Origin of the sequence: Asaia sp. HumB (assembly GCF_030263835.1) — a bacterium.
Lineage (GTDB): Bacteria > Pseudomonadota > Alphaproteobacteria > Acetobacterales > Acetobacteraceae > Asaia > Asaia bogorensis.
The window spans coordinates 155,772-176,717 of record NZ_JARPML010000001.1; the positions used below are offsets into that span (position 1 = coordinate 155,772).

At 58.6% G+C, this 20,946-nt stretch carries 26 protein-coding genes; 8 read left to right on the forward strand and 18 right to left on the reverse strand.

What is annotated here, in order from left to right:
- Nucleotides 1-115 precede the first annotated feature (115 nt).
- From P5689_RS00770 to P5689_RS00825, 12 genes are all read right to left on the reverse strand, one after another.
- On the reverse strand, nt 116-472 hold the full coding sequence (locus tag P5689_RS00770) for a hypothetical protein (protein ID WP_285531712.1): 357 nt from the start codon (nt 470-472) through the stop codon (nt 116-118).
- Entirely contained in the window at nt 426-752 is a 327-nt protein-coding gene (locus P5689_RS00775) for a hypothetical protein (protein WP_285531714.1), read from the reverse strand. Before P5689_RS00775 ends, P5689_RS00770 begins: the two co-directional genes overlap by 47 nt.
- Nucleotides 753-755: 3 nt before the next feature.
- Nucleotides 756-1,079, reverse strand: a complete 324-nt coding sequence (locus tag P5689_RS00780; protein WP_285531715.1) for a hypothetical protein — start codon at nt 1,077-1,079, stop codon at nt 756-758.
- A 53-nt stretch (nt 1,080-1,132) separates the two neighbouring features.
- Entirely contained in the window at nt 1,133-1,570 is a 438-nt protein-coding gene (locus P5689_RS00785) for a hypothetical protein (protein ID WP_285531716.1), read from the reverse strand.
- An 82-nt stretch (nt 1,571-1,652) separates the two neighbouring features.
- Nucleotides 1,653-2,852 carry a phage tail tube protein gene (locus P5689_RS00790; RefSeq protein WP_285531717.1) on the reverse strand — a complete coding sequence of 400 codons (1,200 nt, stop codon included), beginning with the start codon at nt 2,850-2,852 and terminating at the stop codon, nt 1,653-1,655.
- 1 nt (nt 2,853) lies between these two features.
- Nucleotides 2,854-3,399 carry a hypothetical protein gene (locus P5689_RS00795; protein WP_285531718.1) on the reverse strand — a complete coding sequence of 182 codons (546 nt, stop codon included), beginning with the start codon at nt 3,397-3,399 and terminating at the stop codon, nt 2,854-2,856.
- Between the two features lie 151 nt (nt 3,400-3,550).
- Complete coding sequence (locus tag P5689_RS00800) at nt 3,551-3,835, reverse strand: hypothetical protein (RefSeq protein ID WP_152530251.1); 285 nt, start codon at nt 3,833-3,835, stop codon at nt 3,551-3,553.
- Between the two features lie 120 nt (nt 3,836-3,955).
- Nucleotides 3,956-4,381 (reverse strand): hypothetical protein, encoded by a 426-nt coding sequence (locus P5689_RS00805; protein WP_285531719.1) that lies wholly within the window; start codon nt 4,379-4,381, stop codon nt 3,956-3,958.
- An 11-nt stretch (nt 4,382-4,392) separates the two neighbouring features.
- Nucleotides 4,393-4,704, reverse strand: a complete 312-nt coding sequence (locus tag P5689_RS00810) for a hypothetical protein (RefSeq protein ID WP_285531720.1) — start codon at nt 4,702-4,704, stop codon at nt 4,393-4,395.
- Complete coding sequence (locus P5689_RS00815; protein ID WP_285531721.1) at nt 4,701-5,360, reverse strand: hypothetical protein; 660 nt, start codon at nt 5,358-5,360, stop codon at nt 4,701-4,703. Before P5689_RS00815 ends, P5689_RS00810 begins: the two co-directional genes overlap by 4 nt.
- A gap of 13 nt (nt 5,361-5,373) precedes the next feature.
- Nucleotides 5,374-6,333 carry a phage major capsid protein gene (locus P5689_RS00820; RefSeq protein ID WP_081866814.1) on the reverse strand — a complete coding sequence of 320 codons (960 nt, stop codon included), beginning with the start codon at nt 6,331-6,333 and terminating at the stop codon, nt 5,374-5,376.
- Nucleotides 6,334-6,390: 57 nt separating this feature from the next.
- Nucleotides 6,391-6,579: a hypothetical protein gene (locus tag P5689_RS00825; RefSeq protein WP_023979459.1), complete on the reverse strand. Its 189-nt coding sequence runs from the start codon at nt 6,577-6,579 to the stop codon at nt 6,391-6,393.
- A 268-nt stretch (nt 6,580-6,847) separates the two neighbouring features.
- Here P5689_RS00825 and P5689_RS00830 point away from each other — a divergent pair, with 268 nt between their 5' ends.
- Nucleotides 6,848-7,507, forward strand: a complete 660-nt coding sequence (locus P5689_RS00830) for an outer membrane protein (protein WP_023979458.1) — start codon at nt 6,848-6,850, stop codon at nt 7,505-7,507.
- Nucleotides 7,508-7,545: 38 nt separating this feature from the next.
- Here P5689_RS00830 and P5689_RS00835 read toward each other — a convergent pair whose 3' ends face one another.
- The 4 genes from P5689_RS00835 to P5689_RS00850 are packed head-to-tail and all read right to left on the reverse strand — an operon-like array spanning nt 7,546 to nt 11,497.
- On the reverse strand, nt 7,546-8,154 hold the full coding sequence (locus tag P5689_RS00835; RefSeq protein WP_285531723.1) for an HK97 family phage prohead protease: 609 nt from the start codon (nt 8,152-8,154) through the stop codon (nt 7,546-7,548).
- Nucleotides 8,147-9,472 carry a phage portal protein gene (locus P5689_RS00840; protein WP_285531724.1) on the reverse strand — a complete coding sequence of 442 codons (1,326 nt, stop codon included), beginning with the start codon at nt 9,470-9,472 and terminating at the stop codon, nt 8,147-8,149. Before P5689_RS00840 ends, P5689_RS00835 begins: the two co-directional genes overlap by 8 nt.
- Nucleotides 9,469-11,145, reverse strand: a complete 1,677-nt coding sequence (locus P5689_RS00845) for a terminase TerL endonuclease subunit (RefSeq protein ID WP_285531725.1) — start codon at nt 11,143-11,145, stop codon at nt 9,469-9,471. The genes P5689_RS00840 and P5689_RS00845 overlap by 4 nt, the downstream gene beginning before the upstream one ends.
- A 1-nt stretch (nt 11,146) precedes the next feature.
- The gene (locus P5689_RS00850) at nt 11,147-11,497 is read right to left on the reverse strand and encodes a hypothetical protein (protein ID WP_285531727.1); all 351 of its coding nucleotides are present in this window, start codon (nt 11,495-11,497) and stop codon (nt 11,147-11,149) included.
- A 331-nt stretch (nt 11,498-11,828) separates the two neighbouring features.
- Between P5689_RS00850 and proP the strand changes: the two genes are divergently transcribed.
- Nucleotides 11,829-13,196 (forward strand): glycine betaine/L-proline transporter ProP, encoded by a 1,368-nt coding sequence (gene proP / locus P5689_RS00855; protein ID WP_285531729.1) that lies wholly within the window; start codon nt 11,829-11,831, stop codon nt 13,194-13,196.
- Between the two features lie 1,077 nt (nt 13,197-14,273).
- Here the strand turns inward: proP and P5689_RS00860 are convergent.
- Nucleotides 14,274-14,594: a transposase gene (locus tag P5689_RS00860; RefSeq protein WP_285531730.1), complete on the reverse strand. Its 321-nt coding sequence runs from the start codon at nt 14,592-14,594 to the stop codon at nt 14,274-14,276.
- A gap of 618 nt (nt 14,595-15,212) precedes the next feature.
- Between P5689_RS00860 and P5689_RS00865 the strand changes: the two genes are divergently transcribed.
- From P5689_RS00865 to P5689_RS00875, 3 genes are all read left to right on the forward strand, one after another.
- Nucleotides 15,213-15,560, forward strand: a complete 348-nt coding sequence (locus P5689_RS00865; RefSeq protein WP_285531732.1) for a type II toxin-antitoxin system RelE/ParE family toxin — start codon at nt 15,213-15,215, stop codon at nt 15,558-15,560.
- On the forward strand, nt 15,451-15,705 hold the full coding sequence (locus tag P5689_RS00870) for a HigA family addiction module antitoxin (protein ID WP_285531733.1): 255 nt from the start codon (nt 15,451-15,453) through the stop codon (nt 15,703-15,705). The genes P5689_RS00865 and P5689_RS00870 overlap by 110 nt, the downstream gene beginning before the upstream one ends.
- 505 nt (nt 15,706-16,210) lie before the next feature.
- Entirely contained in the window at nt 16,211-17,137 is a 927-nt protein-coding gene (locus P5689_RS00875) for a hypothetical protein (protein WP_285531734.1), read from the forward strand.
- A gap of 281 nt (nt 17,138-17,418) precedes the next feature.
- On the opposite strand, the gene P5689_RS00880 is transcribed toward P5689_RS00875, so the two are convergent.
- Nucleotides 17,419-18,219 (reverse strand): hypothetical protein, encoded by an 801-nt coding sequence (locus tag P5689_RS00880; protein WP_285531735.1) that lies wholly within the window; start codon nt 18,217-18,219, stop codon nt 17,419-17,421.
- Nucleotides 18,220-18,600: 381 nt separating this feature from the next.
- Between P5689_RS00880 and P5689_RS00885 the strand changes: the two genes are divergently transcribed.
- The 3 genes from P5689_RS00885 (at nt 18,601) to P5689_RS00895 (ending at nt 20,946) form a co-directional block, all read left to right on the forward strand.
- Nucleotides 18,601-18,891, forward strand: coding sequence for a type II toxin-antitoxin system RelE/ParE family toxin (locus P5689_RS00885; protein ID WP_035444111.1), 291 nt, complete (start codon nt 18,601-18,603; stop codon nt 18,889-18,891).
- Complete coding sequence (locus tag P5689_RS00890; RefSeq protein WP_035444096.1) at nt 18,881-19,210, forward strand: HigA family addiction module antitoxin; 330 nt, start codon at nt 18,881-18,883, stop codon at nt 19,208-19,210. Before P5689_RS00885 ends, P5689_RS00890 begins: the two co-directional genes overlap by 11 nt.
- A 257-nt stretch (nt 19,211-19,467) precedes the next feature.
- Complete coding sequence (locus P5689_RS00895; protein WP_285531741.1) at nt 19,468-20,946, forward strand: S41 family peptidase; 1,479 nt, start codon at nt 19,468-19,470, stop codon at nt 20,944-20,946.

A 20,946-nucleotide genomic window follows, 5' to 3' on the forward strand; every position in this document is an offset into this window, starting at 1 on the left:
ACTCCTCCGCTCTGGGCCAAAAACTTGCTAGTAAAGATAGAATTTGGAAGGGTGTGTTATTCTTTGCGACTGCCAAAGAATTTTCTTCGACAATCGGTCACGCAATGGAACTTGGTCATAGCTTCTTAATTTCGATAGCCGGATAGGTCATGATCGTGCCAGCCCGTGTCCTGCGCTCGCCCGAGGCGCCGCGCAGGATGTAGGGGGCAGAGGGTGCGATGCCGCTGCCCAGGCGCACGAAAATCTTGCCGAAAATGAGTGTTGGAAAGCGCCGCATGAGGGTTTGCCGCACGCGCTCGATCTGATTGCATCGTATGCGCGGCTCAAGCGCCCCGGTCTCGATCTTGCGGGCATAAGGCAGCGGATTGACGATCAGGATCGTGCTGTCAGCGGGCAGATCCTTGAGCGGCTGTTTCCAGGGCTTGTCATCGCAGATCAGCACCCAGGCATCGCGAAAGCGTCCGCTGCGCACGGGGCGATGTTGACCGGCACAGGGCAAGCGCTGCCTCTGCCGCCTCGCCCGTGAGATTGAAGCGATAGAGAATGGCCCCATCCAGCCGCACGCTTGTTTCTGGCGCGTCGGCTTTGCCGTCCACATAGCGCCGCCAGCTGGGCGGAGCCTCGCCGCGTGCGATCAGCTCGTCACGCGCTGCAATGGCTCGTCTTGCCATTTCGGCCCGCAGGGCATCGGGGGAAAGATTGCGATCAACAAAAAGGCTTAGCGACCGGCTGAAGGTTGCGGCTCTCGCCATAGTTCATCCCTTCATGAACTGTTCGATATCCTCGGTGATCCTGCGGTTTCGATACGCCATGAAAACGCTATCCATGGCGCGGATCTGGTCCTCGATCCATGGCCGGTCGTCTTCCGAAACCGCATTGGCCTCACACCACCGTGCCAGCGCCTGCCAGGAGATACCGCCTGGGCGCGATACGCCCCGGATCTTGCCTATGGCAGCCCCGACCAGATCGGTGAGCCAGGCGCGATCGTGTTGCAAATCATGCCAGCCACGCCATGGGCGTTCGAGTGAGGGTGGGAGGGCAGGTTTGCTGGCGAGTATGGCCTCGCGGATCGCTGGCAACTCTTCAGGCCCCGTGAATGGGCCGTATTCGAGTTCCCAGGCCAGCGCCGCTGTCAGTTTCCCACCGCGTCCCGATGATCTTCAGCGCGCTGTTCGCCCACCTTGGCTGCAGCCGATATGGCAAGGGCGATCAGCATCGGATGCTCACCGCTTGCAAGCAGCTGGCGAAAGACATCGATCCCGATTTCGGAGCCGTCGTCATTCTGCAGGCCATCCACATCAAGCACGCAATGTTCGGCAATGGCCTGACCCTGTGCCCTGTCATCTTCGGTCGGCGGCAGGCTCTCGGCAGTGTAGCGCGTGGCACCCGGCTGCAATGCGCGGTTGAGACGGCTCGCCACCGTATTCTTGAGGATATAGAGCGCGTCGCGATAACGCGGCGTGAAGCCGCGTGTGGTGATGAGGAATGTGTTGCCGGGCGGCCTGACCTCGATCGTTTCGCCCTCCTGCACACGGCCAGCATCGCGGGAAAAGGCAGAGAGTTTTGCCATTGCGTTGTTCTTCCTGTTTTTTGAGATAGGTCGTTTCAGAGCGGGGGCACCGCCTGTGATGTTGCGAGCGAAGACCAGGCGATCAGGCCGGGAAAATGCTCAGGGCGAAGGTGCCGCCCCCCGGTCGCGGGTTGCCCTCGATATCGAAGGTCGCAACGATCGTGCTGTTCTTCGATCCTGCATTGATCTGCGGGTTCTGCAGCGAGGCGTTATAGAAAGTCAGGCCGTAGCCATTACCCTTTCTGTCCTTGAGCAGAACCTGAACCGCTCCCTGCCAGTCGTCCTGGAATTTCTGGTATTCGGCGCTGTCACGGAAAAAGAGCTGGATCTGGCCCGACACCATGAAACTGCCGGGCCGCTGCCCGACAGCTGCCACGCTGCCCATGGCGAAATCCTGCCCTGCGCCGTCGCGCGTGATTGTCAGCTGAAACTGACGGATCGGCGCCGTGACCCGTTTGCGGTCCAGCCAGAGCGATCCCCATCCCTTGACCGGGTCGAGGACGAAACTGTCGGTCGGCGGCAGAAGGTCATTCGCAGGCGATGACGTCACGCGCTGCTCGTCGCGAAAATCGAGATCGGCAGAGAACGTCGCAAACTGGCCCTGGGCAATCGAGATCTGGATCTGCTTTACAAATCCGCCCGTTCGCACCAGCGTCTCATCGCCCAGCTGCTCGATAAAGGTGAGGCTGTTGAACGTGGCACCGTTGACGATGCGTGGACATTGTACAGAGGCCCCGGCATCGAGCAGACCTTTGCCTGTGGTAAAAACCCCATCGGCAGGATCGAGGAAATCGCCGTGCGACTCATACGGGAAAATGGCATCGATCTTATCGACAGGCGAGCGCAGACGTACGAAACCGACCGACGGCAGCACGTTCCAGATCTGCTGCCCTGTGGTTGCGAGGACCACCCTGCCGCCCGTCCAGGAAAAGGCACTGAGATCCATCTTCACGCCCTCGGGGATGGAAACGGATTGATCGTTTTGCGTGCCCGAACATGCGCAGGCCAAAAGCACGTCATAAGAGCCGAATGACAGGGCTCCGGACAATGTGCCGCCGACGGCCTGCTGTGTCGTGACGGCCTGGGAGGCCTCCCAGTTGGGATTGATTTCCTCAGGGCGCTGCCTCGTATTCTGTCTGCGGAAACTCTCACCGGTCAGGCGCAGGCGCTGATAGGGGCCACTCGGCGCTACTCCATATGTGACCTCGCGTGCGTAGGCGAGAATGGTGTCATTGGCCTGTACCCCGGCCTGAAATCCTGCTGTTGCACCTGAAAAGGCCATGTCACGCTCCCTTCACGGCAGGCGTGGCAGAGGAACCGCCGGAGTTGACGGCACTGCCCGCGTTGGCCGATGCCCCTGAATTCGAACTGGAGCCCGCCGAGGTAACGGAGCTGGGGCCGGTCGATCCCGAAGCATTGTTGGTCGATGACGTCTTTTCGAGAGGTGTCGTCGCGCCGGAACCATCTTCAGGCTGATGACGCATGAGCGCGACGCGGCGGCCATAGCAAAGCTGCAGGGTGAGTGCGAGCGGGGCGGCATCGCTGCTTTGACTTGTCAGATACTGCCCGTCAGACGCGAATATGCCGGGCTCGTCCTCCTGTTCGACCAGAAGCTCATAGCTTGCCCCCTCTTCAGCACGCGAGGGCGTGATGGGGGATGGAATGCCGCCCATGGCCCGATAGGGCGACACGGCCACACGCAGACCGGTGGTGGCATTGGCCGCCACCTTGTCGAGGGCGATCGACGCGCCGGATGCGTCAAAGACAGCACCGGTCAGCACGAAAAGACCGCTGTTGTCAGCGGTCTCCACGAGGGAATAGAATTTCATCGCGAACCTTTCGGATGGGAAGAAGGCGGGTTTCGGCGATCTGCTTAAGTGCGCGGGTCGCCGTCGCTGTGCTGCGCGCATTAAAAAAGCCGCCCAAGTAAGGCGGCTTTTCTTCGTCGGCCGACGAAATTATTATAGCTAGGCGAGTTCGTCAGCAGGTCAAAATCTTATGCGTAATGCAGTAAAATACCGATCCTCTCTCACCCAAAGATGCCAAAGCATCGCTGCAATAGCTGCAACTCTGCACAGGAGCCGGCCTTTCATAGGCGACAGCCTCAAGCTTAGCGCCATCGATTCTGTCGGGAACTATATTTCCGGATAAATTAGAAGACTGTGAATTAACCGAAACAAACTCGGTTGTTGCAGGGCTGACCAAATGACTTTGAGGATGGATTGAAGCAGCATAGGCGACAGCTGCAAGCACTGCGATATTCATCGTTGAGTCCTCTTTCAATTAGGCCGAGTTTGGGTAACGCATACCCGAGAACTATCATATCGTTATTATAACGATAATGCTACGAAAGATTGCTGGTTTAATTTTTTTTGTGAATCCACCTCAGAGCAAGTAAACCTGATAGCGATATCGGATCATCAGACTCATGCTGATGCAGTTTCCCGTTGCATCGGGATCGGACGGATGGAGACTTTGGCCGTCGTAAAATAGCCCGTCAGGCCAAGGGGCATCCTCGCGCATTTGCGCGCGAAACATGGTGCTCATCGTCTTGCACAGGGTCAGCGCGTCAGGCGTCGAGATCCTGCTCACACGCATGGTCAGATGCAGCGCAATCTCGTCTTCTTCTTCCATGGCACTCTCGCCCAGACCGAGCCTGTCGGATCGACTGGTCTGTGTTTCCATGAGCCAGTGGATATCGGGCCGCTCCTCCGCGGGCTGCATCAGTACGTCGACCAGCGGCAGAGACTTCTGGTCCGCCACCCGTGAGGCCCCGGCAAAGACATCGTTCCAGACGGTATCGGACAGCATCACGAACCTCCCTAGGCGATCAGGGTCCAGCCGCACAGCGTGCCCCGATCGTAAACCGGGCTGGCGTCTGTCAGGGTGTAGGTTTTTGGCCCATCGCGCAGGGTGTCTCGCAGGCGGGGCCTATAACCGCTGCGCGAGGTTGCATCGGCGGTGATCTGGGCGATGAACGGTGCTTTGCCAGCCCCTTCGTCGAGCTGGGCGGCCTGAGGTGGCGGGGCGTAACCCAGAACAGTCAGGCTTTCACTCAGATCGGCCCGGCTCAGCACCATGCAACGCCCGGCACGCAGGATTTGCCGCCTGCGTCGGCTGGCGCCCACGCTCATGACAGACCCGCCTGCGCATAGCGGGCGAGGATGGATGCCGCATCGGGGGGCAGACCGCCGAGGCTTGCATCGGGCGTGGCCCAGCTGCAATCCCCCACGCCTTGCTCGCTCTCGGAACGCAAGAGTGGGTCGCCGCGCTGAGCGGTGAAGAACAGGGCCCGGGCGGTCGAGAGTGTGGCGGCGCGGATATCGGCTGGCACGGTCGGGGCTAGAGGCTCGCCCTGGTCGTCTTTCATGCCCGGCACAATCCAGCCGCCCCGATAGGTCACGCGGTAGCACCCTGGCCACCACCATGCACCCTGCAGGTGAGAGGGATAAAGCAGGCCAGACCAGGCCGCGCACTTCCAGCCCTCGGGGCCGGGGTCGAGGGTGGAACCATCCTGCGTGACGGTGACGATCTCGACCACAGGCGAGGCCGTGAGAGCGAGCGAGAGCCTGCGCTCGCCATCCCCGACGCGCAGGGTCTGGCGATACAGACCCGCCAGAACCGGACGGCCCAGCGCGGCCTGCACGAGCGCCGTGGCTTGGGCCAGATACTCGCTCAGGGCCGGGTCATTGTTCTGCCCGGCTGGCTCGCCCGCCAGCTGATCGCGCAGGGCGTCGAGCGAGACCAGGGTAAGGTTTTTGTCTGGCGCTTCGAGAATGGTGAGCGTCATGAGCTGCTCCCGATCAGGATTTCTTTTCAGCTGTCGCATCGGGCGGCAGGGTGCCGGTGATGAAGGATTGTTGACGATAAACGACGAGGCCGGTGCGCTCCTCAATGCGAACGGTAACCATGTTTTTCTCGAAATCGTCGCCCACAGTGGCCACCTCGACTGCGACGGACTGCCGGTCGAAAATCTGCGCACCGGTGGCAAAGGCACCCACCAGAAAATCGCCCTGTCGGATCGTGTTGCTGACGACAACCGGCAGACCCCACAGGGAGCGAGTCGCGACGGATTGCGGGTCACCGAGGACATAGCGGCCAATGCCGTCCTTGACGGAGGTAATACGAAACCAGTCGATCTCGTGCAGGACGATGCCAGTTGCCGGGTAGAGCGAGAGCGATGCCTGCAGCATGGCCATTCGGATCGTATCGAGAGCGGCATCCGAGACCGTAAGGCCGGCTGGTGCTGCAAAAGCGGTCGCCTGCTTCATGAGACCGAGGATATTCGCTCCCGTCCCGTCACCGTACATGAACTGGTATTCCTCGACCTGTTCGAGCCCTGCGACGCCCTGCGCATTGATGATCGAGACGAGCTCGGGGGCATCGTCGAGAGCCTGCTTCGAGGCCTTGAACAGATGGGCGATGACCGCGACATTCGCCCGGCTGAGCTCGAAACTCATATCCGAATACGGCTTGGCCGCACCTTCAGCGACCGGTGCGGCCTTGTTGGTAAAGCTCTTCTGCCGGACGAACTCGATGATGGGTGACGAGGTCGCGCCGGAGGGAATGAGACTGCGCAAGGTGGGTTGCGGCAGGCGGATCATATCGATACCCGGCAGGCGCATTGCGGGGATGAGAGATGTTCCGGCAGACGTCGTGGCGCCCATGGTGGCGGGCCCTGTCGTCAGCGCCTTTCGTTCCATCTCGGTCCTGACCCGCCCCTGGAATGAGGATTTGAGGTCGCGTGCCGCATCGCTGGCCATGAACTCTTCGCCAAGCGACCGGGTAGCGTCCCTGGACGGTTCGTGGTGACGGGCGGCTTACTGTTCCAGATCGGTCAGGCGAGACGAAAGCCCGTTCATCTCAGCCAGGGCCTTGTCGGCGCTGGCTCTGGTTTCTTCCGTGACCTTGCCGAGATTGCGTAGCTCGGTTGTCGAGGTCTCGGCAAAACGCCTTACCTCGTCGGTCGCAGCCTTGAGATCTCGGGCGGCCTGCTCGTAATCGGACATGGGGGTAATCCTCACAAAAAAAGGCGCCTGAGGCGCCTTGCGTTGTCATTGTCAGTCAGGAATTCATGGCGATATCGGGCTTGAGGCCCGACGCGGGTAAATAAAAAGTTCACTACACTAAACTAAAAGTATAATGTGGATGTAAATAAGCCATTTAAGGTAGATAAACGCACACGACAATTTCATTTGTGAATCGAGATTTAATGTATATTTATAAAACCTTATGTAAAAATCATAAAGGTCAGACATGTTCCGATATATACCTGTTATGGCATTGGCTTCTGTATTTCTTACTGGTACAGCATGTGCTGCCAGCGAGAATTCCGTTTACGTCTCGGCGCGTCTACTCGGCTCATTCGAGCATATCTCAGCGATGGATACGAGTTTGCGCCCCGGCGTGGGGCGCTACGTGAGCGGGCGAGAGACTGCCTCATATCCCGGCGGATCGTTTGCTGTAGGTGACAGGATCGGACAATCCTGGCGCGTAGAGGCCGAATACGTTCTGCCCAGGAGCACGGAATACACCAGTGGCTCCTCGATTTTTCCGACAAGTCTGAATCATTTCAAAAACAAGAAGCAGCGTGTCACGATCAATCTGTACCGGGATATCGCGGTGACGAAATCAACCTCGATTTACGTGATGGCCGGCGTTGGCGCAGCGATTTTGCGCACATCCGGATGGCAAGGTAACCCGACGCGGACGTTTGCGCCCAATAACAGCACAAGTGTCATGTATAATGTGGGAGCAGGCGTCACCCGTCATTTCGGAGAACATCACGCAATCGACCTAGGCTACAGATTTGTCGATCTCGGCAACGTCCATAGTGGGTTGAACGTATTTTCCAATGTGAGACAACTCCAGGACGAACAGCTCAAGGGGCACCTGTATCTGCACGAGATCATGCTCGGGTACCGGTTCACCCTTTGAAGCAGCCTGGGTTCTGACCCGAATACGCTATCGTGGTTTCAGCCCGTGTCCGGATGACGATACGGGCTGAGCGCCTCAAGCAGAGCGCGGCCTGCGTTACGCAATTCGGCTCCCGGTCCCGGATCGGGACGTCCCACCGGGTAAAACCGCCTGCGCATTTCAGTCACGCGGGCGAGGGCGTTGGACGGGTCATCAACAAGGCTGACTTCGTGCAGATCCACGGCCTTGATGTGGCGGCGCGGCCCGCCCGGCTCGGTGCCCTGGGCTGCGCCGTTCTTGCGCACGGAAAAGCCGATGGAGAGCCCGCCGAGTGCGCCATCCTTGACGAGACCGTAAAGCCTGCGCCCGTAATCGGTATCCATGCCAGACAGACGCCCGCGCAGATGCAGACCGTGGCTGTCCTCGCTGGCATCGTCCCACACGCCGACCGGCAGGCCGTCACCGCCAAGGATGCCGTGCATGACGTGCATCGGAATGTTGCGCCCCTGCGCCTTGCGCTCGGCCAGGGTCTCGGCAAAGGCACCGGGCAGGACGATATCCCCGTGCGCGTCCTGGTGGCCGAACACGCTGCCATAGCCCTCGAAGCTGCCCTCTTTCGCGTCGGGTGCAAACTTCCACTCGAAGGCAGCGGACAGATAGTCATTCATTGTCATCTCCCGTGATGCCGGATTGCGTGCCGGGCGGTCGGTTACTGGCAGGCGGATCCTGCCCACCTGTGCCGGTCAGGTTGCGGGGCTTGCCGATATCGGTGAGCGGGATCATCTGCGCCTGCACCATGAGCACATCGCCGCCCGGCATGGGGGCAAGGTTGTCATTTGCGCGGGCCTCGTTGACGGTCATCCAGCCCGAGCGCAGCGCGGTTTGCATGTAGCTGGCGCGCGCCGTGCTATCGCCGCGCAACAGCGCATCGACATTGAAGCGGGCGAAATACCGGTCACGCTCGACAGGCGAGAGCAGACAGCGTGAAACAGCCTGCTCGATGCGTTGCAGCCAGGGCATGAGGCCATATTGCAGGAACCAGAGATTCATCTGTTCCAGCCCTGTGCCCCAGGCCGTGGATTTCTCCATCGACCCGATCATGACAGGCTGCACGCCGAACCACCGGCAAAGCGTGGCGACGCCCAGCTGACGGGTTTGCAGGAGTTGCAGATCCTCGGCCCTGAGCCCGATGCTCTCGACCTTCCACCCGCCCTCGAGCAGGGGCGTCTTGCCCGCGTTCATCGCGCCCGAGTAATCGGCCATGATGACTTTGGCCTGTTCGCGTTGATCACTCGTGAGCAGGGTCGGGGCAGAGATATAGGTCTGCGAGAGCAGGCCGTTGCGGAACATGCGCCCGGCCGTTTCCTCGGCGGCAAGCGCGGCCCCGATGGATTGCCGTCCCGCCGTGATCGGCGAAATGCCCATGAGCCCGTCAAAACAGAAGCCCTTGATGTGGAAGATGTCGCCCTCATCGAGCGCGAGTGTCTTGCCCTGATAGCTGTAGCGATAGACCACCGCCCCGGTGCTGGGATCGCGCTGCACGGTCATGCGGTCGGGGCGCAGCGGATTGAGTGCCACGATCTGACCGTCACCGCGCCGCATGATCTGGGCGAAGCCATTGCCCCAGGCGAGGCAGCACGCGGCCATGCACGACCAGAACTCGATCGGTGTCATATCGGCATTGGGCGCGCGGGCCAGCACCCGGTACAGCGGGTGATCGCGTGCCAGGGACGATTGCCCGTCGCCTTGCTGTTCATGCAGTTTGAGCGGCATGGAGCCGATGGTTTCGGACAGGAGCCGGATGCAGGCCCAGACCGTATCGAGTTGCAGCGCGGTATCGACCGAGACGCGCTGGCCGGAAATGCTCGGCCCGCCCGCCAGGAAGGCCCCAAGGCGCAGATCGGTGAGGGATACGCCCGTAATGGACTGAAACGCCGCGCTTGCCGCCTTGTGGGCCATGCCGCGCAGTCTTGTGGCGATGCTCATACGGCAATGATCCCGGTTGAGAGAAAGTCATCCATCCGGCCGCCACCGGGCGGCTCGGGGTTGCGGCTCATCAGCGTCACCGCATTGAGCAGCGCCATCAGCGGGTCGATCTTGAGATAGCCCGCCGCCTGTTTGGTGATGATGATGGCATTGCCCCTGGGCTCGACCTTCGCGTTCGAGACGGCCCAGCCCATGATGGGCCGCGCACCATGGCAGAGCGTGCCATCTGCCAGCTTGCGTTCGGCCGTCTTGATGGCACCCGAGAGCGTCCAGCCCTGGGAGATGCCCACCACACGCTCATGCGCGATGCCGATCTGGGCCAGCGCATCGACAATGGCGCCCACGCCCATCGGGTCGAGCCCCACGATCGCGAGCTTGTTGCTCCGGTCGATTGTGCCGAGGACCGCCACCAGCTGCTCGATATCGGTGCCTGGCTCAGCGGTAATGACCAGATCGCCCTGCGTCTCGAAGTCGCGCAGCTGGCTGGCCTCGCGCTTGCGAAGCGCCAGCACGCCCTCGAACACCCAGCTTTTCTGCCAGTGCAGCCACTGGCCCGTGACGGTGTCGCGCCCGAGAACTGCCAGCGACAGCAGGTCGTCGAGGCCGCCGCCGTCGATGCCTGCCACGATCACCTCGCAGCGTTCGATCAGGGCTTCGAGGGTCAGCGTGTCATCGCCTGCGCCTTGCCAGTAATCGGCACCCACCCAGCGATCGGAACGCAGGGCAAGGCCGATCTCGACATTGAGATGCTGCGAGGCCCAGCTGGCCAGTTCGCCCACGCCTTTCTCGCGGGCGTCGTCATATTCGCGCTTCAGGCGGTCCAGCGTGATCGACCGGCCCAGATTGGGCAGGACCATCGGCCAGTAGGCGGGATCCTCCCAGGGCGCGGCCTCGCCGGGTAGTTTCGAGGGCTGCTGGATATCGGGCGGCAATTCGTACAGCACCGGCAGAACGGGCTGGAAGCGTTTGCCGTCGCGTATCTCGCGGGCGCGGATCAGATCCTGCGCGAACACGCCCCGAGGCGGACCGTCGCTCTGAGTGGTGATGATGGCCAGGAACGCCTCGGGCTGCGAGATCATGCCGCCGCGTATCTGGCGCATGGCGATGACGTGCTGCTCATCCACCAGTACGCCTGCGGGCTTTACGCCGGTCATGACGTCAGGGCTGAAGGCCTTGACCTGCAGGGTTGCGCCTGTCGCGTGAAATCTGAGGCGCTTGAGATGCTGCTGCACCTGAAAGCACCGCATCAGCGTGCGATCGTTCTGCACCATGCCGAGCGCCTGGCTGAAGGCGAGATCGGCGATTTCCTTGGTGGGTGCGACGATCAGGAATTCGGCGTTGGGCCGTTCACTGACGATCACAGCCGTCAGCATCAGGCCCGCGCCGTTCGTGGTCTTGCTGTTCTTTTTCGGCATTAGGAGGAAAAGCTCCTGGATGGCGCGCACACCCGTTTCGGGATCGAGCGCGCCGAACAGGGCCGAGACGATCTCGCGGAACCAGTCGCCGCAGGCTTGCGCCATGGCAGGCGTGCCGGGCACGTCAGGAATACGCAGCCGGTCGAAGCAGCGCACGGCCCGCGCCGCGAGATCGGGATTAACGGGGTCCAGATCCGGCAGAAGGGACCGGCCGGCACGCAAACGCGCCTCCCAGTCCTTCCGGCTCAGATCCAGCATGTCAGTTCCTTCTGTTCATCGGGGGCAGGTCGTCGCCCCAGCCGCTATCGAGGCCGGGCAGGGCGGGTTGATCCTCGCGCGGGGCTGCGAGGCGGGCATGAGCGTAGGGGAGCGCGGCCTTGGCGGCGTCGGCGCGGATGGCGGCGGCCAGGCCGCGATTGCGGTAGATATGCGTGAGGAAGGCCAGCGGCGAACAGGATGCCAGATCCTGCGGGTTCATGCCGCTCAGGGCATCGAGGCCGGGCGCAAGTGCGGAGGGATCGACCACGAGCGGGCCGTTCCAGTCCACCTGCTTCTTGTTACGGCTGCCCTTCTTGCGTCCGGCGCCAGGACGTGCGCCACCGTGAGCCATTCCTGCTCCCTTTCCTTGATAACTTGATTTCCTTGATAGACCGGAAAATCTGCCGCTGAGCCTTGCGCGGTTGCGAGGGTAGGCTCCGGCCATACTTTCGACCCGCCCCCTCGGGGTCAGCGGGACGGGGTTTCGCGGGTCCGGATGGCCCGGACGCGGGCCGTCTTGGAGCCGCCGAAAGTGTCTGCCCACCAGTTGGGACAGATTACATTTTCGACATCTTAAGGGGTTCCTGATATTATAACTGCATGATTTCCTTGATGTCAGTGAATGCGGGGTTCGTACCCTGCAGCAAAAACCGCTCCCTCAAACCAGGGAGGGAGCCTGCTCAATGACGAAAGATCCAAGTTCTCATCCACATCTCGGATGGTTCAAACACAGGCGCCAGCTCAACCATCAGGATATCACCGTAGTCGACTCTGACATGCTCAGGCGTGCCGTCGGTGCCGCGGCATTGGGTAATGCCATGGAGTGGTTCGATTTCGGGGTCTACGGCTATATCGCCGTGACATTGGGCAAGGTCTTTTTCCCAGACACCGACGCCTCGATAAGCCTGATTGCCACGCTCGCCACGTTCTCGATCGCCTTCCTCATACGGCCTATCGGTGGAGTCATTTTCGGTCCGCTCGGTGATAAATACGGTCGGCAGCGAGTACTGGCCGCCACGATGATTGCCATGGCGCTTGGGACTTTTGCGATCGGTTTGATTCCCTCCTACGCCACTATCGGTATTTGGGCCCCGATAGCCCTGCTTGCAGCGCGCCTCGTTCAGGGCTTTTCGACCGGTGGAGAATACGGAGGCGCCGCAACGTTCATCGCCGAATACTCGACCGATCGTCGTAGAGGCTTGATGGGAAGCTGGCTCGAGTTCGGTACGCTTGCGGGATATGTCGCCGGCGCTGCTCTCGTGACGCTGTTGCAGGTGAGTCTGAGCGAAGAGACGATGCTCGCGTGGGGATGGCGTATTCCTTTTCTTCTCGCGGCACCTCTGGGGCTTTTGGGCCTGTACGCCCGCACAAGACTGGAAGAGACACCCTCATTCAAAGCGTATGCGCTCGAAGCTGAAAAGCGCGAGAATGCCCGTCCGGGCTGGCGCCACCTGTTTGCCGTGCACTGGCGGCAACTGGCGAAGTGCGTGGGCCTCGTACTCGTTTTTAATGTCACTGATTATATGCTGCTCGCCTACATCCCGAGCTATATGACCGTTTCTCTTGGCTACGCAGAGAGCAAGGGCCTGATCCTCATCATCGTCGTGATGATCCTCATGATGCCGATCAATATTATTGGCGGTTTCCTGAGCGATCGCATCGGGCGCCGCCCAATGATCCTGGGCGCTTCAGCTGCCTTACTACTTCTTGCAATCCCGTGTTTCCATCTGATCCAGAGTCATTCCGATAGCTTGATCTTTATGGGATTGATGCTGCTCGGCATTGCCCTGGCCGGGTTCACGAGCTCCATGCCATCTACACTGCCAGCATTGTTCTACACCCCGATTCGCTATACGGCCCTCTCGGTAGCATTCAACTTGTCCGTTTCTCTCTTCGGCGGGACGACACCGCTCCTGATGGCCTGGCTGGTAAAGAAGACAACATATCTGGACATGCCCGCCTGGTACCTGATGGGCGCAGCATTCATCGGCATCGTTACAATGCTGACCGGTTCCGGGACAGAAGAACGTGGCCACGGGCGGTGGGTTTAATGCAAGGGGGCGGCTTTTTTGGGGGGGCAGAATGTCTAGTTTCGGGTGGGAGCCTGGAAAGCCGAACAATTGGTTGGTAATTCTTTTTATAATTCCCACTCGATTGTACGCTAGAAATAATTTCTCCTTGAATTCATAATATTGATTAAATAAGAATTCTAAATTCCATGAATGCGGACGAATCCGCAGGGGGTAGCCGATCTCATGACAGGCGGTGGTCCGGCGATGCGCAGGGCGGCGCTCGCCACGGTTGGCACCCACCCTGAACTTATCCCGCAGTTCTTGCAGAACTTACGTACGGGCGATCCCACTTTACTTGAAGCAGTCGCCAAGGCGATCGTTTCGTCGGGGGCAGGGCTGGGAACCGCAATTGCTTGGGCGGACTTGGTTCGACGGGTGGCAAATGAACAGTCTGCGGAACTAGGTCCATTCTCATCCGTGGTGATCTGTGCCCTCGCGCTAAGGCTAGGAGGGCCAGACGGGCTTAATCTCGCGCTGCCTGTGTTCGAGGCGACCCTCATGTCCACCAAGCGGTTTTCGCTTGACCGGGACTACGGTCACTGGCTGGAGCGGGAGCTTCCAGCAAGCGCGAAAGGATGGTCATTGCAGATGCGACTGCGTTCGGCGGCCGTCGAAGCGTGGCCGCCGGGGTGCACAGGAGCCGGGGTTCTGCTTCTGTGTAGCCAGCTGGAGAACTCAGCTCGTTTGGTCGACGACGTGTTGGTGCGTCACGGTCAATCTGCGCTCGAGGCGGCGCTCCTCGATTTACGGCTTACGCGAACGACGCGGCGCTATATCAGGAAGAGGCTCTCCCCACCTAAACGCCGCACTAGGATGTTCGGCTTCTAAATGGGCGACGGCTCACCTCTGACCGTTGGGGAACGTCCCTCGAGCAATAAGGATTTGCGTTGAAACGTTGTGTTCCGAAGTATAAGGTCGGACACGTTGTTTCATTGGCACCTCGCCAATGTGCCTAACCAGCTCTATTGCGAATGTCGGCTTTTAGGCGACCGCTATCACCACTTCAATGCCTGGAGATGGGGCGAAACCAGTAAGTCCGCTTAGGGTCAGGACTCGCTACGGCGTCCAGTAGATGACTGTTGTAGCGAGGCAGATTGCCGAGAAGAAGGTGTGGGCGCAGCGGTCGTAGCGCGTGGCAATGCGGCGCCAGTCCTTGAGGCGACCGAACATGTTCTCGACCTTGTGCCGCCGGCGATATCGGGACTTGTCGTGCGGGACCGGCACTTTCCGGCTCTTCGTGGACGGGATGCATGGCTCGATGCCTCGTTCACTCAGATTGCGCCGGGAGCGATTGCTGTCGTAACCGCGATCGCCAATCAGGTGGCGAACGGAGGGCAAGCCTGGCAGCAGCAGGGCTGCGCCCTTGTGGTCACTCATCTGACCTTCGGTGGCAGCATCGCCACTGGACGGCCATGCCCGTCGCAGACGGCATGCAGTTTCGAGTTCAGGCCGCCACTTGTGCGTCCGATCCGACGCGCAGCACCCCCTTTTTGAACAGGCTTGCGGCAGTGCGATGCGCCCTCAGATGTGTGCTGTCGATCTTCAACTCCTCCGGGACGCCAGCATTACCCGTCAGGGCGGAAAAGATCCGGGCAAATACGCCAAGACGGCTCCAACGGATGAAGCGATTTTACAGCGTCTTATGCGGACCGTAGCCCGACGGCGCGTCCTCCCAAGTCAGCCGCGAGCCTCAGAATGGTCACAGACCTGCGTGAGTTGAAATGGCTATCGCGGAGAGTGGCAGATGTGAACAGTCTGTCCTTCCGGGAGCAGACTCTGTCCTTGACCAAGCGTCCGCGGAACACGCCTCGAAACGACCTTTGCAGGTCTTTTCTTGGTTCTCACCCCTACTTCCGATAATCAAAAGAAACGGAAGTAGGTAAATGGCGGGAAACAGCCATTTTTTCCGATCGCCGATCTTATCACCCTAACCGCTCATGCGCTCGACGTAACGATCATCTTTACATCGTCAATGTAATGCATAACCTTACACGGATGGAGATCGAGAGCATCAGCCACAAAGGCCTCCGACGCTTTTTTGAGACGGGAAATGCCAAAGGGCTGGTCGGCGATATAAGCCGGTTACGAAAGATGCTCGCCTTCATCGACGCTGCGGAATCACTCGATGAGCTCACGGTGCCTCCAAATCATAGCCTGCATCCTTTGATCGGAGAGCGGGCAGGCACCTGGTCCATGACCGTCACTAAAAACTCGCGGCTTACTTTTCGTCTCAATGAGCAGGGACAACACTGTCGCCGAGCATCTGGGCGTTTCCCGTCAGGCGATCAGCGCCCTTCTGAATGGGAGGTGTGGGCTCACCGCGGAGATGGCGATCCGCTTTGAAAAGGCCTTTGGCGTACGAGCCGAAACGCTGATGAGAATGCAGGGCACCTTCGACCTTGCCCAGGCCAGAGCGCATGCGAGCGATCTGCATGTTCAGCATTTCGGACTTCCCAATCTGGCTGATACTGAAGCGCTGCGAGGATGAGACAGATCAACACTAAGTAATTAGATCAAAACTGAATCAAGCCTCACGTTCTAATCCATACCCGGTTGTTAATATTGTCGGAGGAGGTAATGAGAAAATATTTCGGAGTAAGTATATTTTCATATCTATCAATATTTGTATCTTATATTACTATGTTATTCAGAGATGCAATGTCTCTGCCTTTCAGGCATGATTTACGCAGCGACATGCTTTCTGTACCAATCATGATCGCTATATGCGTCGCGTTGAGTAACACATCATTATTTCACAAGGCTAAGATGAAGACATTAATGCTAGAAAATGAACACGGAAACACTGACATTTATTTTGATGAAATATATTCCCTCGCACTTACCGCTACGATACTGTATACACACTCAACTCAACCCAGTGTAGCGGTAGGGTGTCTGCACCTGATGTGTTTATTGCTTGGCAATAAGATAGGGTATGATTTGTGGCGCAGAAGACAGACAAAATAGGCTCTGACGTTTCAGACGCAAACTTGATGACTATTCGCATCAATATTTTTCTTGAACTCGTTTTAGCATGCTTGACGCTCGGGTGCGGTGGGGCATTCGCTGACGATAAGAGCAGTACCAATTATTTAGATCTAAGACGCTGCTTCGATTTCTCCTGGACTCGTATGCATGATGATCGTCATAGCAGGGCTGCGATTATGGTACTGGTCGAAATCAACGGCCAGCGTGGCTACATGCAGCTCGACACCGGCGCGCCCAAAACCGCTCTCTACGGAGCTGTCACCGACCGGAGTGGTCTGACGGTCCCCCCCCAGGAGACTCTCAAGCCGCGCAGGTTCTGCTCCGGCTCCTATTGCTGGGCGCTGCCTTCACTCACAGTCGACCGCCGTAAGGCCGCTTCCGACCCAAAACTGATCGGCCATCTGGGTCTTGATATCTTTGAGGGCAGGGAAACGCTACTTGATTATCCGGGCCAGCATGTCTGCACACTGTCCGGTAAGGAGCGAAATCTCAGGGTGACATGGAGCCCCGCAGTCGTAGCGGCGGGCTCACTTCTCATCCCCGGAACGATCGGCACGACACATCTCGACAGACTGCTGTTCGACACTGGTTCCGGACCTATCACGGTCTCGGTTTTCCCAACAACATGGGACGTCATCGCCAGACATTTGAAACCCGCAACCCCCTCACTGTCTATAGAGGGACATAGCTATGATGGGGCTCTAATCCACGTGCGAGGCAATCTGATCGCTGGAACTGTCGCTCTGGGCCCAAAGACGCTGACGCAGCCCGTGGTTTATGAAATGCCGGAGAACGTGCGATCGATCGTTGCCCGCCATGGCGCGACAGGCGTCGTCGGAGACGCCCCCTTTGTGGATCAACAAATCATCCTCGACCTTCGTTATCCCGCGCGGTTTGGTGTCATTGCTTCAGCGTCGACATCAGCGTGGTAGCAACGTCACACAAGGGGATACGAGGCTGTCACGCTCGAGTGTGGCGCATTGGGGTGCTGTCACGTTAACTGCGACGTGAGATGATCTGCGCTGCATCAAAGCCGCACCTCTTGGACAGTAATTTTTATCCCATCCGCAGTTGCTTTTTGTGCATCCCCCCTACTTCCGATAATGTACGTTGGTTATCGGAAGTAGGCCGGTATATGTGAAGCCCACTTAGGAAGGCTACGTCGTGAATATGGGGGTCATCTCACCTGCACGACCGTCTCGATCAGGTGATGTCATTGCTGGTTTTCAGGCGGATCTGTGCACCATAAAGCACCTTTATAGAGATGCTGAACAGGACAGGCAGGCGAGGATTTTGGTAAAATGTGTGGCTTACCAAAACGACGAAGAATACCGGCCATTTCTGCGTCGATTACGGCGAGCGGATTACCATCACCATAATGCGTTGCACTTCGGAAACGCATTCTTACTCGATATGTCGCAGGGTCTTGGCTGAGGGCCGTGATCCAGTACCCATACGGTGCGTCTGTAGTCGGTTCAGCTATGATGATGTTGCCCGCGATTGGACCGTGTTCGATGACACGGATCTCCTGATTGTTGTTACTATCAACGGTTTTAGCAAGCAGGGATTGGAACCGATCCTCTCTGCGGTCGTAGGCTAGCAATTGGGTCATTGTCCAATGGTTGCCATTGACACCTCGTGGACCAGAGGTCGCCACAAGCAAACGCTTCCCAAGGGGCAAAGAAAGGATCGCGATGCGATCTATGTTTCGCGTGGTCGACCAAGCCGGATCGTCTCCGGGTCGGGTGGATGACGTATTCAGCAGACCACTGCCACAGCCTGGGTGCTCGCTCTTCTGAAGGCACAGTGTAACAACGCCGGGAATAGAAAGGTCGAGGCCACTTGGGTCCGAGGTCAGTGCCCCTCGCGTCGCCTTCAGTATCCAGGGAGATCGGGTCGCAAAGGGGCTGCTCAGATCGAGCGTCGGAAGCATCATTCCTTCATTGGCTCGAACAGCAGTCGTTACAATCAAACATGACAAGAGGCAGGCGAGAACAAAAAAATACGCATTCAAGCTACTCTGCCATCCTTTATCATAAACTATAATAACGCGTGTTTGGCCTGTCGGCAAAGTATGTTTGGTTTTCGCCCACTGTTCATCTGCAAACAGTTCCGGATCCGACAGCGGACGCTGATATAAGCCTCAAGCTCGACCGCATAGGCAGGGAGAGGATCCACGGCACAGCAAAACGCTACCTCCGAGACTGAGATTTCGTGCCATCCGCTGACGTTTCGCGCACATCATACCTACTTCCGATAATAGAAAGAAACGGAAGTAGGTAAATGGCGGGAAACAGCCATTTTTTCCGATCGTCGATCTTATCACCCCAACTGCCCATGCGCTCGACGTAACGATCATCTTTACATCGCCAATGTAATGCATTACCTTACACGCATGGAGATCGAGAGCATCAGCCACAAAGGCCTCCGACGCTTTTTTGAGACGGGAAATGCCAAAGGGCTGGTCGGCGACGTGAACCGGTTACGAAAGATGCTCGCCTTTATCGACGCTGCGGAATCACTCGATGAGCTCACGGTGCCTCCAAATTATAGCCTGCATCCTTTGGTCGGAGAGCGGGCAGGCACCTGGTCCATGACCGTCACTAAAAACTGGCGGCTTACTTTTCGTCTCAATGAGCAGGGACAACTCTGCGATATGGCTTTGGAGGACTACCATGGCGCTTAAGATGCATAGCTCGCTAGCAGTCCATGTCGGAGACTGGATCAAAACTGAGCTTCTTGAGCCTCAAGATATCAGGATCAACACTGTCGCCGAGCATCTGGGCGTTTCCCGTCAGGCGATCAGCGCCCTTCTGAATGGGAGGTGTGGGCTCACCGCGGAGATGGCGATCCGCTTTGAAAAGGCCTTTGGCGTACGCGCCGAAACGCTGATGCGCATGCAGAGCACCTTCGACCTTGCCCAGGCCAGAGCACATACGAGCGAGTTGTGCATTCAGCATTTCGGGATCCCAAATCGGGCAAATACCGTGGAGCGGCGGGTATGAAGCAGCATATTATCATGTAGACAGGGCAGGGGTTTGTTCGACTGCCCCTCCCGACTCATCTCGACTGCTTCATTTGGCGTGCGACTTGGGAACGACCTAATGCAGGCGATAAGGAAGAGAGCCGTGCTTTCTTTCAACCTCTCGATCTTTCCGTGCTAGACTGCTGGCCTTCTGAGTATCGTCGCCACGCGTAACGCCCGGCTTGTACGATCCGGCTTAGCCCATGGGCACACGGTGCTGCCCCAATGGAGCTCTATATGCGTCTGCTTCTACCGATTATCTTAAGTCTGGTGACCTCGACGGCATCTGCGGCCGCCTCGTTTGACCGCAAAGCGTGGCAACAAGATTACTCACAGCTCAAATCCGAGTTGGTGGACCGTTACGCTAATCTCGCATGGAAGGCGTCCGACGCCGGCAGAATCGACTTGCCTGCGCTTGATCGTAATACTGAGGCTGCAGTGGCGTCGGCGAGTGACGACACCCAGGCGGCCGACGCCATTCGCGCTTTTATCGCTGGCTTTCATGATGGACATCTCTCGGAGTTGCCGTACCTCGCTGTAGCGACGACACCTCCGATCGAGCCCAGCCGGCCTGCTCTTGATCCGGCGGCGCCGATCGGAGGATGCGCAGCGCTGGGATACGCCTCGACCGGATCAGTCGCTTTTTCTTTGCCATTGGAGGGGCTACCCGGCTTCAAGTTGATATTGGACGGGCTTGGCTCGACGTTCAGGGCTGGCACCATCACGCGATCGGGCGTGACGCTTGGTATCCTCCGCATCCAGAACTTCCGTGCCCGGGCCTTTCCTGCCGCGTGTTTGCATGCCTGGGCAGAACTACGGCAGGCTGGCAAAGCAATCACTACCGATTCAATGCGTGAAGCGGCGGAGTTACGCTGGTTTCATGATATGGCGGCTGAGATCAGGGCGCTGCGTCACACCGGGGCCACGGCCCTTGTCGTTGATATTGGCAATGACAGCGGAGGCGACGATAGCGGAGATTGGACGCCCCGTCTCTTCACTAACAGGCCGGTACGATCCGCACGGCTTCTAATGGCAGACGCATCCGATGCCGGTCGCTATTTCGCTGATGAGATCAGAGATATTAACGAAGCGCTCGCCGCCACTCAGTCGCACGACGCCAGGGCTGCGCTCAAAGACGCACGTTCCTTTTTTTACCAGCAGACCGCGGCGATCGGTGAGCATCGTTGCGACCTGTCATGGGTCTGGCGCGAACAACGCGCCTGGTCGCCGACGAATTGCAATCGGCTACTCTCTGCGGGCTATGCTGGGGGCTACTCCCCTGGCTTGGCTCGAAGTGCGCTAGGCGACAGCAAAGCTGCAGCCGCTCTTTCTTCTGCATCCACAGTTCAGTCATTCTTTGGCAGCTGGACCGGGCCGACTTACGTCCTTGCCGACCAGCGCTCCTATTCGTCGGCTGAAATGTTTGCGGCCGTTATGCAAGACAACCGGATCGCGAAGCTTGTTGGCAATCGTACAGGTGGAGATGGGTGCGGCTTCATGACGAAAAACGACCCCATCATCCTTCGACATTCGCGTCTTCGTTTCCGAGTGCCGAATTGCATGAGATTACGTGCGAAGGGCACAAATGAGGAAGCTGGCATTGTGCCCGACATTTCCGTGCCACCAACCGAAGGCGAAAGCGAACGGGCACGGGCCGAACGGGCTTTACTGGCGATCACCAACGACCTGGCAGGCGCTTCTCGAAAACCCCACTAG